The sequence below is a fragment of the Pseudomonas mendocina genome, assembly GCF_003008615.1.
Lineage (GTDB): Bacteria > Pseudomonadota > Gammaproteobacteria > Pseudomonadales > Pseudomonadaceae > Aquipseudomonas > Aquipseudomonas mendocina_C.
The window spans coordinates 3,612,669-3,626,925 of sequence record NZ_CP027657.1; the positions used below are offsets into that span (position 1 = coordinate 3,612,669).

Below are 14,257 nucleotides of genomic sequence, written 5' to 3' on the forward strand. Positions count from 1 at the left end.
GTAGTGACATGGCTCATGAGAGCAAGCCTGATCCGGTTGAAGATTACCGAAATATTCAGCGTGAAGTTAAGGAGTGGGAAAAATACCTAAACGATAATGTTGGGTATTTCGCATTCACATTTGCCGTTGCTTCATTAGGAACTAGCATGCCTCAACTTTGGGCGATGATTAGTCTTGTGTTTATTGTGGCGGGGCATGTTGTAAATAAAAAAGGGAAGATGGCAACTCTAGAGAGAGTTGTTGCATTGAGGAAGAAATCGGATAGTGAGTACTACGCGTTTGTTGAAAAGGAAGCTAGAAGAACTATAAGTGTAAAGCGATCTATACCGTTTGTTATAGGTTATGTGACCTTGGTTGTTATAATGCTCGCACCTGCTTTGATGCCGGGCGACTGGGTGAGCTTTCTCTATGGTGGTAAACCTTATCTGGATTTTTCAACTCTCACGTTAAGGCATGGCGTAGAGATCTAATCAATGCTAATGCCTAGGTCATTGGCTATGTTTTCAAGCAGCGAGCGAGATAAAGGCCAATCCTGATTTAGGCGTCGCTTTTTGTTCCGCATCATCCAGTAAACAAACAGCACAACGCTCTGTTTGAAAAAAACTTCTGAGAAATATCTATCTTTGATTTTCTCAAAAATAAATGAGTTTCTTTCTAAGAAATCGCTAATCGATTCTAGCGTGGAGTCATCAAGGAACTGTTCGAAAGCGTCATAGACTACAAGCGATGAGCGCTGAGATATTGGTTTTAATTCTGTGTTTTTTAAGAATAGTGAGTCTAGCCCTTCAGCTATTCCGTGCTCTTGAAGTGGCCCGTAATTAAGTTTTTTTGTCGCCTGAGAGAAAAATTCATCAGTTGTTTCAATCAGCGCCATGCTCTTGGCAACTGTCCTATGAACCTCAGGATGCACTTTCTTCTGAGCTTTGTATATTGAATCGTGGGTCAGTTCGGCATGGGCATGTTGAAGTAGAGTTCTTATCTGTACTTCGCAGGGTGTATTGGAAGGTATTTCTATATCGTTGTAAATAAAGTCTTCTGTCGGTCGTAATACATAATGAACTGATTGGTACGAAAAAAGCAGAGGTTCGGAAATCTTTTCTTGGGCAAAGTGCTTGCAGTTATCAAATTTCCATAATGAGTTACGCTGGATTGTTTCGCATATGAAGTCAATGTCTTCGGTTAGCAACACAACAAACCTGATGCCTACTTTGTCTTCAATCTGATGATATGGATCTTGATAGCTTTTTTCAGGGCGATGGAATGCCTTGTCTAAAATTGATTCGTCAGACTTTAGTCTGGGCTCTTGGATATCAATTTTTAGAAATGTTTTGAGGTCTTTGCCCTGCTCCTCGAGTGAGGCTTTAATTTGCTCAATAATGAATAAGCCCCAGGCCGAGTAAATTGGCTTCTCTTTCTGCCAAAGAGATATGAACTCTTGTTCGTTCATTCTTGTTGAATCACTTTGTCTTTGATGATGACTTTAGTCCATTCTGCGTGCATACCATATTCGTCAATATCTCCTTCAATAGGTTCAATGCTTACTAGTGCTTTGAAAGCCTCAGAGGGGGCAAGGATCTTAACGTTTCCACCGAAGCTGATTTTGCGAAATCTTAAATTGCTTTCGATGTGAGTTATATCCTTGGTTATGTCTGTGCTTGGTACGCCGTGTTTATCCATGTGGCTAGAGAATTCGTCCTGAGTGTCTACATCAGAAAAGAATCTGGATGAAAATTCTGAGGTGCTGATAGTAGAGGATTTTTCTACCTTGAGATAAGTGATAAGAGCATTTAAAAGGTCATTGCGTTGAATAGGGTCGATGTTAAGCTTTTTGATGAATGAGCAAGTTGCATCATAAAAGCTCTTAGTATCTCTAGCGCTGGTTTTGGGGTAGCCGCACCCTAAAAAACGAGAGTAAAAGTACTGTGCAGCAGCCTTGCCGTCAGTTTGGTTTATTTGTGAGTCTGAGACCAAGACAGACCATTTTTCATTAAGGTCTTCACATTGGTCGTTATGTTCAGGTTTCTCAAAAAAACCAGCGGTTTTATAGAGCTTGGTGGCGGGGGTTAATAAAACCTCCTCGACAAACTTTAGAGATATTTCTTTGGTTATGTCGTTTACTTCTTTTTCGTATGCACTGTGAATCTCAGCCTTTATTATTCCAAGGAACTTTCTGTGGGGGTGTCCTTGCCTGCCTGTAAATATAACGACGATTCCACCAGGGATGGAACGAGCTTTCTGTGCTTCGGTAAGCTTCAACGCCATATCGTAAGAGGATGCTGCAAAGGTTGCATCGTCTTGATCTATCATTTTGTTTACAATGGATGCCATGTCATTATTGGCTTGGTTAATAATATCCATCTTCACCGCCTTAGAATCGCGACCGAGAGCTTCTCTAACTCTAGTCTTGAAGGTAGTCATAGCGGTTTTGTCAAATCTTGTATATTCGTGACTTTGTAGTGGGGGAACTACTTTCCCTTCTGGGTCGCGTTGATAAACTTGGTGGATAATAATTCTGTCTATTTCTAAGTTTATAAGATCCATTAGGTGCTCTCGAAATTAAATGTTAATTAGACCTTTGCATTTTGGGAAGGATTTGCATCCCCAAAACTTGCCGCCGAAGTTAGGGCCGCGTTTGGCTACTCGTAGTGTCATTTCGTTGCCACAGATAGGGCAAGCGGGCTGTTCATTTACCTTCTGAGCGCTTGGGGTATAGGATATTTGGCTTGATCTGTTTTCTTTAATCCATTTGCCCAAGTGCTCGCCAGATATTAGCTGTATATTTCGGCCTTCAGCGAAAGATATAGCATCTTGAGTATATGAGCCTGAAGTAACGATGAATCCACCAGCTGCGCCTGATGCAGTCATGACTCCGAAGAATTCACGTATAACGGTAACGCCGACTTTTACTGATTTCCATTGTTTGCATTGGACTAGATATTTGTCAGAGCCCATGCGAAGAACTAAGTCGATACCGCCGTCAGGGCCGTTGCCGCCTGTCTCAGTGACAGTGAAGCCCTTACGACGAAAGGCTTCGCCAACTAGTTGTTCAAACTCACGCCAGCTCATGCCATCAATAACCTGTGCCGACTGAGCAGCAGAGGCCGCATCGTTAAGCAGCTTACGGCGCTTAGATCGACCAATGACAGATGCTATGGAACCGAACACAAAGGCAGCAGGCACGATGTACTGGAGGAACATCGAGAAAGTGCGGAACATCTGCCCGACCATCATTTCACCTAGTTGCTTGGTACTGGCGACGGTGGGTGCCGGGCTAGTAGCGACAGAGTGAAAGAAAAGCCAAGCCGCAAAAGCGATCAGCAGGCTAACCCACCATGGAAGGCGGCTAGCGATAAAGATGAGATCTTCGAAAGGCGAGGTTTTACTACGACGGGCCATCCTTACCTCTGAGCAGTCCTTGAATTGGCACATTGCCAGTAGGGGAAAGCTATCTTGTGAGAGGTGGGCCGTAAAGAGGGAGGGGTGACTACATTGGTCGAATTTTCTGGAAAGGACTGGTCTAGCCAGCGTAGGGGAGGGCTGGAAACCCAGATTTATGGGGCTTTCTGGCTCAGTCGGGCGGTTTGTAGCGGATTCATAATGCTGATGTCCCAGGTTCAAGTCCCGGTGTAGCCACCATAAATTTCAAGGGGTTAGCGCAAGCTAGCCCCTTTTTATTTGGGCCGAATTTTGTCCCTTTCAGTCGCCGTTAGAGCGAAGCTGGCTCAATACCGTTTCGCGTGAAGGTAATGGGCGCTCCGCATCGGTAGGCGTGACCTGAAAACCCGCCAAGCGCAGGCTGGCAAAGTAGTTGGAACGACGCCCCCTGGCGAAGTAGGTCTTTTTGATCTGCAAAGATGGGGGCGACATGACGCTAACTCTATCGACTGTGACAATCGTTTCAGCGATCAGGCGAACGCCAGTTTGCCCACCTGTTTGAGGTCTACGTGCTGACGGGCGATCCATAGATCATAAGCGTCCTGCATGGCCAGCCAGCTTTCCGGCGAGCGCCCCAGTGCTACTGACAGGCGCAGGGCCATTTCCGGCGTTACACGGCTACTGCCTTTGAGTACACGACTCAGTGTCGAGGGTGCTACGCCTAGCTTCTCGGCCAACTCGCGGCCGCTAATGCCGTTGGGCTCCAGGTAGATATCGGTGATGAACTCACCGGGATGGGGTGGGTTGTGCATGTTCATCAGTGGTAATCCTCATAGTCCAGGACATAAGCGTTTCCGTCGCGAAACTCGAACGTCAGCCGCCAGTTACCGTTTACCATGATCGACCAGCGCCCACGCATTTCTCCCTTGAGTGGGTGCAAGCGAAAGCCAGGGATATCCATATCATCTATCGTCATAGCGGTATCCAGCGCTGCCAGTTGCATTCTTAATCGCTTGGCGTGGCTGCTTGTACGCCAGCCGTGCTGCCCGTTCCGAACAGCTTGCGCAGCCCTTTGTGCTGGAAAGATTTGATCATTACGGGAGTCTAGCGTGTTGCGCAACGCGCAATAATGCGTAAATGCTCAGAGTCTTGTGTGGACTGCACCTCGATCCGGGTGCTGGAGTCTCGGGCTGCTGCGCCAATCTAGTCGGCTCCGCCGGCCTGTGCGATGAGCACATCGATATCGTGCACTAACTACGGGGCTGCCTTTCCGCGTACGTACGGTTTCGGCCAGACGAGTATCTTCGATCATTTCCAGCATGGCCTCGTACTGCTCAGTGGGAACGGCATAGAAGACAGGTGCGTTGTGATCGTGTCTCGCCGCCGCATTCGTGAAGGATGCCTATTGGGGCTTTCCTGAAGTCAGCCAGCGATACGGCGGTATCGGCCAGTATTCGGCAGGTCTTGGCCTTGGGCTGTTCGATAAACAGCGCCTCACGCAGCATCTGCCGCACTTCCTCTGCCATCGAGCGCCCATTACGAGTTGCCTGGGCGCGTAAATGTTCCTTGAGGTCGGCATCCAGGTTGCGAATGGTCAGGCTGGCCATCAGCGCCACCAGCGATTAAGCAAGGCTCGCAACGAACGCTCACCGGGTGCTGGCGGTGGGGCGAAGCGCGGCATATCGCGTAGAGCGATCCACAGGTCACCTTGCCATTCCAGCAGGCTGATGCGTTGGCGATCCCAGGCCATCAGCGTGCGTTTTGGTTCCTGTGTGCGATGCTCCCAGGCGTCGCGCAAGGCGGGCAGGGCTTCGTGAGTGAGCCAGCGGCGCAGGTGGCGATTCTCGGGATGGCTGAAACGGCACAGGGCGCGATAAAGCGCGGATTCGCTGAGCATCTGCACAGGCTCCGCATCGCCCTGGTGGGTGCGGAAGATCACCGTACGCACCTGGTCGTCATCCATCAGTCGGCAGATCCGCTCCGGGTGACGGTGCCCCATCAACAGGCCAAACTCCTTGGCACAGACCCAGGGCTGGCGGTCGATCATCACGCCGCGCAGCGGGCGGTTGTGGCGCATCAGCAGCAATGGGATATAGCTTTCTTCCATAAAGGCCTCCGTGGATTCAGGTAAGCAAGCTGATGCCTTGGACGTTGTTCATGTTGATGACGCGGCACCGTGAGTCGGCAGGGCGTGGCTTTCGATCCAGCTGCGTTCCACGTCTCCGATGATTTGCTTCATGCCTAGGAGCTGAGCCAGCACGTATTTCGTGCAGAACGGTGCGTCGTGGAAATCCGTTACGCCTTGGCCGTCTCCCGAAATCTAAAACCCCACTACACCAGACTGTTCCATGTAATTACCCCTATAATCCGACCTAAAGTTCCACTTTTAGGAACCTAATGCGGTGCTCCTAAAGCGTAATTTTTACTCTTGGAGTGAATATTACGCCAAGATTCTTTTGGAGTAAAATTCACTCCTATTGATTTTTTATAAATGGACGCGGTTAGAGATAGAGCGCTTCAATTGATCAAGCGGATAGGCCCGAAGCAGCTGAGCGAGCTGGGCGGCAAGAATCACGACAGATGGAAGAACATCAGTCGGGGAGCTATCCGAATCAGCACTGTAGAGGTGGGCGTGCTTGCAGACGCGTACCCTGAATACGCGTTATGGCTGATATCCGGCCGGATCGAGCCCGAGAACGGCCACGTAAGTCCTGATTACGACGAAGCCAATCCAAACGCGGGATAGCGATCGTTCAGCAAGTGGTAGCTAGGCGCTAGTACGCCCGCAAAATATAAGGCTTTTCGAAAATTTGCTGCTGTTCTACATAAATTTTACTGGAAAGTTTCTATACAGAATGACACGTAATTAATACGTGAGATGGTAGGTTAAACGGAATGCAATCTAAATTTACAGCCATCGATTTATTCTGCGGTTGCGGAGGGCTAACAGAAGGGCTCAAATCTGCAGGGTTTAAAGTTCTGCACGCAGTAGAAATTGACGACAAGGCTTCTAGCACGTTCAGGGCTAATCACCCTGATGTCAATCTAATAAATATGGATATTCGGAAGGTTGATACCGCTGTTCTGGGTTTGAAACCGGGAGAGTTGGATTTGCTTGCGGGCTGCCCTCCATGTCAAGGCTTTAGCAGGATAAGAAAACTAAATAAACCGCGTCCGGCATTGGACGAAAGAAACTCACTAATTAACGAGTTCTCTAGATTCGTTACAGAGCTAATGCCTAAGCGGATAATGCTCGAAAACGTACCCGGCCTTGCGACGCACTATAGATTTCAGAATTTCTTGTCAAATTTAAGAGCACTCGGGTACCGATTTAAGTACGAGATTTTGGATGTGTCAAAATATGGTGTTGCTCAACGCAGGAAGCGGTTGATATTGTCTGCATCTATAGATTCTGAGCCATTCATTGCCGCTCCGGTGTGCAGTAAAATTACTGTTAGGTCGGTGATCGAGAATATGCCCAAGCCTGGTAGTTCGGGCGATGATCTACACGATATTCCTGAGAATAGATCTGAGAAGGTTAAAGAGATTATTAAAAATATCCCGCTAGATGGGGGGAGCCGATCAGATTTGCCCGAGCATCTTGTGCTGGAGTGCCATAAGCAAACAAAGGGCTTCTATGATGTGTATGGGCGTATGTCATGGGATGAGCTTGCGCCAACGATAACAAGTGGTTGCCATAATCCCTCAAAAGGCAGATTTTTACATCCGGAAGAGAATAGAACTATAACTTTGCGAGAGGCTTCAATGCTTCAGGGATTTCCAGTGGACTACAAGTTTATTGTTAGTCATGGGAAGGAGTCTATTGCGCTTATGATTGGTAATGCGCTGCCTCCGCCTTTCATTAAGCATCAGGCTCTTGCTATTGCTGAAACGTTTTAATTTGGGGTGGCCATGGAAGACTTAATTAAAAAGTTGGAAGGTATGAGTATCGAAAATCATTTTGATACTTTTATAAAAGACGCTACTTTTCCGAATTTTAAAAATATTGTTCCTTATACGAAGATAGCGTTCGATTTTCCGATTACCTTTGTGGTTGGCGGGAATGGATCAGGAAAGAGTTCCCTGCTTCATGCTCTTTGGGGAATGCCTTTTAGGTCTAGTACAAGTAGATTTTGGTTCTCGACGGCGATAGACCCCATTGAAGAAGGGGGAGATTATGGTATCAACAGATACTGGTATACACACTGGTGCAGAGAGTTAAAAGCCTATCTACAAACTAAAAAGGTTAGAGGGAGGCGAAGAAGTGACTACTGGGAGCCAGCCAGAGCACTAAAAAGCGATGGGATGGACGAGCTTCCACCGTTCAGTGACAAAAATGCGCCATTTCGTTCTAAAGATAGGTGGAATCCGGTGAAGCGACCGGTTATCTACTTAAATTTCAAGTGTGAGTTCAGTGCGTTTGATAAGTTCTTCTATTTTTCAACTGAGCTTTCCAACGAGGAAAGACAGGATTCGATAAAGAAGTCGGCTAAGAAATTACAGAAAGTTATTGCAACTGGGAGGCAATCCTATAAGCCGGGTGGGAAGGAGGCAATATTTGAGAATAGAGAGTTAACGGATGTAGAGCTCAAATGGGTAAGCTTTATTCTTGGACGTGAATACATTGAGGCTAGATATGTACTTCATAGGCTCTACGGTAATATGGAGGCTCCAAGCGTAATATTTAAACGGAAAGATTTGGTTTATTCAGAAGCTTTTGCTGGGAGCGGGGAGCTTGCAGTAGTTAGGGCTGTGATAGAGATTCTTAAGTGTGAAAATAATACGCTTATTTTGCTAGACGAACCGGAAACATCTCTTCATCCAGGGGCTCAGAAACGACTAATAAAATTCTTGCTGGATCAGATAATAAAGAAGAAGTTGCAGGTGGTCGCTTCAACTCACTCGCCTACAATTATTGAAGGAATGCCGGCAAAGTCAATTAAGGCGATGGAAGAGTCTCCGACAGGTCGAATGAAAGCGGTAGATGTTACTCATCCACAAGTGGCATTTAATCGGCTTGGGCATATGGATGAAAATAAGATAACAGTCGTGGTTGAAGATGACTTGCTATCAAGTTTAGTGGAAATAGCTGCGATAGATTTAGATCCTGGGGAAAGAGAGGCGATAAAGCTATACATTCCCCCGGCTGGGGCCTCCGATATTTTTAAAAACCTTATCCCAAGTAGCATTCATGAAAAAAGAAACATATTCTTCATAGTTGATGGGGATCAGGAGATCCAAGAAGACCTTGAAGAGGTTGAAGACTTGGGTGATAAGCATCTAAATAAACTTTATAAGATAGTAATTAAAGCTCTTGAGTGTGAGCCTAGCTATATAAGCGCTGAGGACTTTAAGGCGCAAAGAGCTTACCTTATTTGGTTGAGAGATCGAGTCGTTTGCTTGGACACAATTTGCCCAGAACTCGTCCTTCTCAGGGATATTTTGGGTGCTGAGCAGGCTAATAAGAAAGCAAAAACCAATCAGCAAGCCAAGGATCGGTTAAAGGAAGAGGTTATAAAAATGCATTTCAAACATGACGCAAGTGGCTTGCGTTCGTTAATGCAATTTAGAATCACGCCTCAGAAGGATAATAATAGTTCGGTTGTGGAGCTGCGCAAAGCGCTAAAGAAATTCCTTTCAGTCAAACTGACATAGTGGGCTCTGGATTGCGTTGGTGACTACATCAATCAAAAACTCTGTTGTGTTATGAGATAGTAAACATGAGAGCCGGTTGAGAGCCGCTGTTTATGGAAGCTTCCTGGCTTAGTGGGCGGTTCGTAGCGGATTCATAATCCCCAACCCAATAATTCCAAACCCCAAAAACAACAGAACCCCGCTTTCGCGGGGTTCTGTTTATACACTGCTTACAACTATCAAACGTTAAAGCGGAAGTGCATCACGTCGCCGTCTTTGACGATGTATTCCTTGCCTTCCAGGCGCCATTTGCCGGCTTCCTTGGCGCCGGCTTCGCCCTTGTACTGGATGAAGTCGTCGTAGGCGATGACTTCGGCGCGGATGAAGCCTTTTTCGAAGTCGGTGTGGATGGCAGCAGCCGATTGCGGGGCGGTGGCGCCGACCTTGACGGTCCAGGCACGCACTTCCTTCACGCCAGCGGTGAAGTAGGTCTGCAGGTTGAGCAGCGAGTAACCGGCGCGGATCACGCGGTTCAGGCCCGGCTCTTCCATGCCCATGGTTTCGAGGAACATCTGCATTTCTTCCAGATCGTCCAGTTCGGCGATCTCGGCTTCGATCTTGTTGCACACCGGTACGACGATGGCGCCTTCGGCGTCGGCGATGGCTTGCACCACGTCGAGCAGCGGGTTGTTCTCGAAGCCGTCTTCGGCGACGTTGGCGATGTACATCACCGGCTTGGTGGTGAGCAGGTGGAAGGTCTTGGCCAGGCGCTTCTCGTCGTCACCCAGGTCTTTGAGCAGGCTGCGCGCTGGCTTGCCTTCGGTGAGGTGCGGGATGAGTTTTTCCAGCAGCGCTTTCTGCGCCACGGATTCCTTGTCGCCACCTTTGGCGGTGCGGGCCACGCGTTGCAGTTGCTTCTCGCAGCTGTCGAGGTCGGCCATGATCAGTTCGAGGTCGATGATCTCGATGTCACGCTTGGGGTCGACGCTGTTGGCGACATGGATGACGTTGTCGTCTTCGAAGCAGCGCACCACGTGGGCGATGGCGTCGGTCTCGCGGATGTTGGCGAGGAACTTGTTGCCCAGGCCTTCACCTTTCGAGGCGCCCGCGACCAGGCCGGCGATGTCGACGAACTCCATGGTGGTGGGGATCATGCGCTCGGGTTTGACGATTTCGGCCAGGGCATCGAGGCGCGGGTCTGGCATTGGCACGATACCGCTGTTCGGCTCGATGGTGCAGAACGGGAAGTTCTCGGCCGCGATACCGGATTTGGTGAGGGCATTGAACAGGGTGGACTTGCCGACGTTGGGCAGGCCGACGATGCCGCAATTGAATCCCATGGTGTTGTCCCTCGCGCCAAAGGCGGTGAATAAGGTTAAGAAGTGGCTTTCTGGCTGTGCAGCTTGCGCATGGCGACGGCCCAGTCGCCAGCGAGTATTTCCGGCAGGACGTCGAGGGCGAAGTCGATGCTCTTGTCCAGCAGTTCCTGCTCGCTGCGCGGGGCGCGGCCGAGGACGAAACCGGAAACCAGGCTGGCGTGCCCGGGGTGGCCGATGCCGAGCCGCAGGCGGTGGAAGTTATTCTGGTTGCCGAGCTGGGCGATGATGTCGCGCAGCCCGTTATGCCCGCCGTGCCCGCCACCCTGTTTGAGTTTGGCGACGCCGGGGGGCATGTCGAGTTCGTCGTGGGCCACCAGGATTTCTTCAGGCTTGATCTTGAAGAAATTCGCCAACGCCGCCACGGCCTGGCCGCTGCGGTTCATGAAGGTGGTGGGGATGAGCAGACGAACTTCGCGACCCTGATGGACGAACTTGCCCACCAGGCCGAAATACTTGCGATCTACGCTCAGGTTGACGCGCTGGCTTTCGGCCAGGCGCTCAACGAAAAGGGCCCCTGCATTGTGCCGGGTCTGGTCGTATTCGGGGCCCGGGTTACCCAGGCCAACGATCAGTTGTACGGCAGTCATACAGGAGCCCTTTCTAGGAAATGATCCGGAGTGTCGCCTACCGGATCGGTTTCCGACGCTGCGAGTGGATTACTCGGCAGTGCCTTCTTCGTCTTTCACGCGGCTGGCGTGGATGTTGGCCACTGCCAGGTCGTTACCGTGAGCCAGTGCGACCAGCTCAACGCCTTTCGGCAGTTTCAGGTCGGACAGGTGCAGGTTCTGACCGACTTCTACGGCAGCCAGGTCGACTTCGATGAATTCCGGCAGGTCTTTCGGCAGGCAGGAAACTTCGACTTCGTTGATGGTGTGGGAAACTTCGCCACCTTGCTGCTTCACGCCAACGGAGGTTGCTTCGTTGATGAAGTGCAGGGGTACGTGGGCGCTCAGTTTCTGACCGGCAACGACGCGCTGGAAGTCAGCGTGCAGAACGAAACCCTTGGCCGGGTGACGCTGTAGGGCTTTGATGACGACGCTTTCTTTGGCGCCGGCAACGTCCAGGCTCAGCACGTGGCTGAAGGCAGCTTCGTTTTCCAGCAGCTTGGCCAGGTCTTTGGCCAGCAGGCTGATGGATTGCGGGGCTTTTTCGCCGCCGTAGATTACGGCAGGAACCAGGCTGGCGTTACGACGCAGGCGGCGGCTCGCACCTTTCCCCAGGTCGGAACGCACTTCGGCATTCAGGGCAAATTCAACAGTCATTTCACTTCTCCAAAATAACCAAACCGCCTTTACGCTTGCGACCAGCGTTGGGGCGGTAGGGCAAAAAGCCCCGCACGTGGCGGGGCGCTTTACGTCAGCGGATGTTCCTTAGCGGAACATGGCGCTGATCGATTCTTCATTGCTGATGCGGCGAACCGCTTCAGCGACAACCGGGGCGATGTCGAGCTGGCGAATACGCGAGCAGGACTGTGCAGCCGCGGACAGCGGGATGGTGTTGGTGACCACCAGTTCGTCCAGCGAGGAATTTTCGATGTTCTCGATCGCGCGACCGGACAGTACCGGGTGGGTGCAGTAGGCGTAAACCTTGGCTGCGCCGCGATCTTTCAGGGCCTTGGCCGCGTGGCACAGGGTGCCGGCGGTGTCGACCATGTCGTCGACGAGGATGCAGGTACGGCCTTCGACGTCACCGATGATGTGCATCACTTCGGACTGGTTGGCCTTCTCACGACGCTTGTCGATGATGGCCAGGTCGACGCCCAGGCTCTTGGCCACGGCGCGAGCGCGAACGACGCCGCCGATGTCCGGGGAAACGATCATGAGGTTTTCGAAGCGCTGGTCTTCGATGTCATCGACCAGTACCGGGGAGCCGTAGATGTTGTCCACCGGGATGTCGAAGAAGCCCTGGATCTGGTCGGCGTGCAGGTCGACGGTCAGTACGCGGTCGATACCGACCACGGTGAGCATGTCGGCCACTACTTTGGCGCTGATCGCCACACGTGCAGAACGCGGACGGCGATCCTGACGGGCGTAGCCGAAGTAGGGGATGACCGCGGTGATGCGGGTAGCCGAGGAACGACGGAAGGCGTCAGCCATCACGACCAGTTCCATCAGGTTATCGTTGGTGGGTGCACAGGTCGGCTGAATCAGGAAGACGTCCTTACCACGGACGTTCTCGTTGATTTCGATCATGATTTCGCCGTCGGAGAATTTACCGACCGAAGCATCGCCGAGGGGAATGTGCAGCTGACGAACGATCCGTCGCGCCAGATCGGGGTTTGCGTTCCCCGTGAAGACCATCATCTTGGACACGCGCAGTACCTGCCGGCTGGGGGTATACCTGGATGGGTATGGAAAATGGCAGGGGCGGCTGGATTCGAACCAACGCATGCCAGGATCAAAACCTGGTGCCTTACCGCTTGGCGACGCCCCTATATTCAGTATCGAATGCTGTTTGACTCGGTTGACGATGCCTTCCGTGGAAGGTTATGGCAGGGGCGGCTGGATTCGAACCAACGCATGCCAGGATCAAAACCTGGTGCCTTACCGCTTGGCGACGCCCCTGTATCGTATAACCGAATGCTTGGCATTCACTTCTTGGCCAATGCTTGGAGCTTTCGGTGCAGCATCGAGATGTTGCGACCTTGAGCGACAAAGCTCGGCAGAGTGCCTGGAAGTTGGCGGGCGACTTTATCAGCATCGTCCCGATTTGGGAAGCTCCCAAATACGCAAGCTCCAGTGCCGGTTAATCTTGTCGGAACAAATTTGTTCAGCAAGATCAAGGCGTTACGAACCTCTGGGTAACGCCTCTCAACCACCGGCTGGCAGTCGTTTCGACCACCCCCCGCAAGAAGGCTGCGAACTTTAATGGGCGGCGTATCGCGTGTCAACTCAGGGTCGGTGAAAACTTCTGCTGTGCTGACAAAGACTTGCGGTACTGCGACGAGGAACCAGGGTTCCTCCAGTTCGACCGCAGTGAGGCGTTCGCCAACGCCTTCGGCGAAGGCTGCACGGCCACGCACGAAAACCGGTACGTCGGCGCCCAGCGTCAGGCCCAGCTCGGCCAGGCGACCTTCGCCGAGTTGCGTGTTCCACAGGTGGTCGAGACCGAGCAGGGTGGTGGCGGCGTCCGAGCTGCCGCCGCCGATACCGCCGCCCATGGGCAGGCGCTTGTCGAGCCAGATGTCCGCGCCCAGGTGGGTGCCGCTGACTTCCTGCAAGCGACGCGCGGCGCGCACGATCAGGTTGCTGTCGTGCGCTACTCCGTCGATGGGCGTGTGCAGGCGAATCTCGCCGTCCTGGCGTAGGGCGAAGCCGAGTTCGTCGCCATGGTCGAGAAACTGGAACAGGGTCTGCAGCTCGTGATAGCCGTCGGCGCGGCGGCCGAGGATGTGCAGCATCAGGTTGAGCTTGGCCGGTGCGGGCAGGATCAGTTCGGCTTGGGCGGGTATGGCGGTCATGGTCGGGGCAGGGGCGTCGTCGTGAGGCATGTGACGATTCTATCCGGGAAATGCATCGACAGGTGCGGCGCGTCAGATGGCCATCGTGGCTGAAACGGAATGCGGCCTAGCCGCTCCTGCGGGAGCGGTGGTGTCGGGAGCTTTCCCGTTTGCAGGGAGGTGGTGTTGTCAGGTTCGTAGTCTGGGGATTGCCCCGGATTTCATCCGGGCTACGGTGTTGCTGTGTCTGCTGTGTCTGCTGTGCTGTTGACGTGCGTAGCCCGGATGCAATCCGGGACGGGTGTTTGGGGGCGCTCCGGATTGCCGGTGTGGTGGTATCCGTTGAGTTTGCAGGGGAGTGCTTCGCGGCTGAAACGGAATACCGCCCAGCCGCTCCTGCAGGGAATGGTGGTGTGTGCGTTGAGGGGGG

The 14,257-nt window shown here is 51.8% G+C and carries 15 protein-coding genes, 2 tRNA genes and 1 pseudogene; 3 read left to right on the forward strand and 15 right to left on the reverse strand.

Going from position 1 to position 14,257, the window contains the following annotated elements; all coding sequences use genetic code 11:
- The first annotated feature begins 8 nt into the window (after positions 1-8).
- Complete coding sequence (locus tag C7A17_RS16885) at positions 9-470, forward strand: hypothetical protein (RefSeq protein WP_106739106.1); 462 nt, start codon at positions 9-11, stop codon at positions 468-470.
- On the opposite strand, the gene C7A17_RS16890 is transcribed toward C7A17_RS16885, so the two are convergent.
- From C7A17_RS16890 to C7A17_RS16930, 8 genes and pseudogenes are all read right to left on the reverse strand, one after another.
- Entirely contained in the window at positions 467-1,447 is a 981-nt protein-coding gene (locus C7A17_RS16890) for a GTP pyrophosphokinase (protein WP_106739107.1), read from the reverse strand. The two genes, C7A17_RS16885 and C7A17_RS16890, sit on opposite strands and share 4 nt — an antisense overlap.
- Positions 1,444-2,541 carry a nucleoid-associated protein gene (locus C7A17_RS16895; RefSeq protein ID WP_106739108.1) on the reverse strand — a complete coding sequence of 366 codons (1,098 nt, stop codon included), beginning with the start codon at positions 2,539-2,541 and terminating at the stop codon, positions 1,444-1,446. The genes C7A17_RS16890 and C7A17_RS16895 overlap by 4 nt, the downstream gene beginning before the upstream one ends.
- Before the next feature lie 15 nt (positions 2,542-2,556).
- Entirely contained in the window at positions 2,557-3,396 is an 840-nt protein-coding gene (locus C7A17_RS16900) for a restriction endonuclease (RefSeq protein ID WP_106739109.1), read from the reverse strand.
- Positions 3,397-3,696: 300 nt separating this feature from the next.
- Positions 3,697-3,963 (reverse strand): YhfG family protein, encoded by a 267-nt coding sequence (locus C7A17_RS27345; protein ID WP_394337044.1) that lies wholly within the window; start codon positions 3,961-3,963, stop codon positions 3,697-3,699.
- Positions 3,906-4,193, reverse strand: a complete 288-nt coding sequence (locus C7A17_RS16910) for a HigA family addiction module antitoxin (protein WP_106739111.1) — start codon at positions 4,191-4,193, stop codon at positions 3,906-3,908. The genes C7A17_RS27345 and C7A17_RS16910 overlap by 58 nt, the downstream gene beginning before the upstream one ends.
- Positions 4,193-4,470, reverse strand: a pseudogene (locus C7A17_RS16915) (type II toxin-antitoxin system RelE/ParE family toxin). The gene C7A17_RS16910 and the pseudogene C7A17_RS16915 overlap by 1 nt, the downstream one beginning before the upstream one ends.
- Before the next feature lie 239 nt (positions 4,471-4,709).
- Complete coding sequence (locus C7A17_RS27120) at positions 4,710-4,982, reverse strand: FitA-like ribbon-helix-helix domain-containing protein (protein WP_234035809.1); 273 nt, start codon at positions 4,980-4,982, stop codon at positions 4,710-4,712.
- Positions 4,982-5,482, reverse strand: a complete 501-nt coding sequence (locus tag C7A17_RS16930; RefSeq protein ID WP_106739112.1) for a BRO-N domain-containing protein — start codon at positions 5,480-5,482, stop codon at positions 4,982-4,984. Before C7A17_RS16930 ends, C7A17_RS27120 begins: the two co-directional genes overlap by 1 nt.
- Positions 5,483-6,270: 788 nt before the next feature.
- Here C7A17_RS16930 and C7A17_RS16945 point away from each other — a divergent pair.
- Positions 6,271-7,275, forward strand: a complete 1,005-nt coding sequence (locus C7A17_RS16945; protein ID WP_106739114.1) for a DNA cytosine methyltransferase — start codon at positions 6,271-6,273, stop codon at positions 7,273-7,275.
- 12 nt (positions 7,276-7,287) lie between these two features.
- The gene (locus tag C7A17_RS16950) at positions 7,288-9,030 is read left to right on the forward strand and encodes an ATP-dependent nuclease (RefSeq protein ID WP_106739115.1); all 1,743 of its coding nucleotides are present in this window, start codon (positions 7,288-7,290) and stop codon (positions 9,028-9,030) included.
- A 218-nt stretch (positions 9,031-9,248) separates the two neighbouring features.
- Here the strand turns inward: C7A17_RS16950 and ychF are convergent, their stop codons facing one another.
- The 7 genes from ychF to ispE all read right to left on the reverse strand — a co-directional run bounded on the left by ychF (position 9,249) and on the right by ispE (position 13,878).
- On the reverse strand, positions 9,249-10,349 hold the full coding sequence (gene ychF / locus C7A17_RS16955; RefSeq protein ID WP_106739116.1) for a redox-regulated ATPase YchF: 1,101 nt from the start codon (positions 10,347-10,349) through the stop codon (positions 9,249-9,251).
- Positions 10,350-10,384: 35 nt separating this feature from the next.
- Entirely contained in the window at positions 10,385-10,975 is a 591-nt protein-coding gene (gene pth, locus C7A17_RS16960) for an aminoacyl-tRNA hydrolase (protein WP_106739117.1), read from the reverse strand.
- 69 nt (positions 10,976-11,044) lie between these two features.
- Positions 11,045-11,650, reverse strand: a complete 606-nt coding sequence (locus C7A17_RS16965) for a 50S ribosomal protein L25/general stress protein Ctc (RefSeq protein ID WP_106739118.1) — start codon at positions 11,648-11,650, stop codon at positions 11,045-11,047.
- A gap of 108 nt (positions 11,651-11,758) precedes the next feature.
- Positions 11,759-12,700 carry a ribose-phosphate pyrophosphokinase gene (locus C7A17_RS16970; protein ID WP_106739119.1) on the reverse strand — a complete coding sequence of 314 codons (942 nt, stop codon included), beginning with the start codon at positions 12,698-12,700 and terminating at the stop codon, positions 11,759-11,761.
- Between the two features lie 46 nt (positions 12,701-12,746).
- Positions 12,747-12,821: transfer RNA gene (locus tag C7A17_RS16975), tRNA-Gln, on the reverse strand.
- A gap of 56 nt (positions 12,822-12,877) precedes the next feature.
- Positions 12,878-12,952 (reverse strand) — tRNA-Gln (locus C7A17_RS16980).
- A gap of 26 nt (positions 12,953-12,978) precedes the next feature.
- Positions 12,979-13,878: a 4-(cytidine 5'-diphospho)-2-C-methyl-D-erythritol kinase gene (gene ispE / locus C7A17_RS16985; RefSeq protein ID WP_394337045.1), complete on the reverse strand. Its 900-nt coding sequence runs from the start codon at positions 13,876-13,878 to the stop codon at positions 12,979-12,981.
- Positions 13,879-14,257: the final 379 nt, after the last annotated feature.

Excerpts from the sequence above, each read along its gene's own strand:
- C7A17_RS16965 (WP_106739118.1), bottom strand. The coding sequence starts at position 11,650 with ATGACTGTTGAATTTGCCCTGAATGCCGAAGTGCGTTCCGACCTGGGG.
- C7A17_RS16945 (WP_106739114.1), top strand. The coding sequence starts at position 6,271 with ATGCAATCTAAATTTACAGCCATCGATTTATTCTGCGGTTGCGGAGGG.
- C7A17_RS27345 (WP_394337044.1), bottom strand. The coding sequence starts at position 3,963 with ATGGATCGCCCGTCAGCACGTAGACCTCAAACAGGTGGGCAAACTGGC.
- ychF (WP_106739116.1), bottom strand. The coding sequence starts at position 10,349 with ATGGGATTCAATTGCGGCATCGTCGGCCTGCCCAACGTCGGCAAGTCC.
- C7A17_RS16930 (WP_106739112.1), bottom strand. The coding sequence starts at position 5,482 with ATGGAAGAAAGCTATATCCCATTGCTGCTGATGCGCCACAACCGCCCG.
- C7A17_RS16910 (WP_106739111.1), bottom strand. The coding sequence starts at position 4,193 with ATGAACATGCACAACCCACCCCATCCCGGTGAGTTCATCACCGATATC.
- C7A17_RS27120 (WP_234035809.1), bottom strand. The coding sequence starts at position 4,982 with ATGGCCAGCCTGACCATTCGCAACCTGGATGCCGACCTCAAGGAACAT.
- C7A17_RS16885 (WP_106739106.1), top strand. The coding sequence starts at position 9 with ATGGCTCATGAGAGCAAGCCTGATCCGGTTGAAGATTACCGAAATATT.
- pth (WP_106739117.1), bottom strand. The coding sequence starts at position 10,975 with ATGACTGCCGTACAACTGATCGTTGGCCTGGGTAACCCGGGCCCCGAA.
- ispE (WP_394337045.1), bottom strand. The coding sequence starts at position 13,878 with ATGCCTCACGACGACGCCCCTGCCCCGACCATGACCGCCATACCCGCC.
- C7A17_RS16890 (WP_106739107.1), bottom strand. The coding sequence starts at position 1,447 with ATGAACGAACAAGAGTTCATATCTCTTTGGCAGAAAGAGAAGCCAATT.
- C7A17_RS16950 (WP_106739115.1), top strand. The coding sequence starts at position 7,288 with ATGGAAGACTTAATTAAAAAGTTGGAAGGTATGAGTATCGAAAATCAT.
- C7A17_RS16900 (WP_106739109.1), bottom strand. The coding sequence starts at position 3,396 with ATGGCCCGTCGTAGTAAAACCTCGCCTTTCGAAGATCTCATCTTTATC.
- C7A17_RS16895 (WP_106739108.1), bottom strand. The coding sequence starts at position 2,541 with ATGGATCTTATAAACTTAGAAATAGACAGAATTATTATCCACCAAGTT.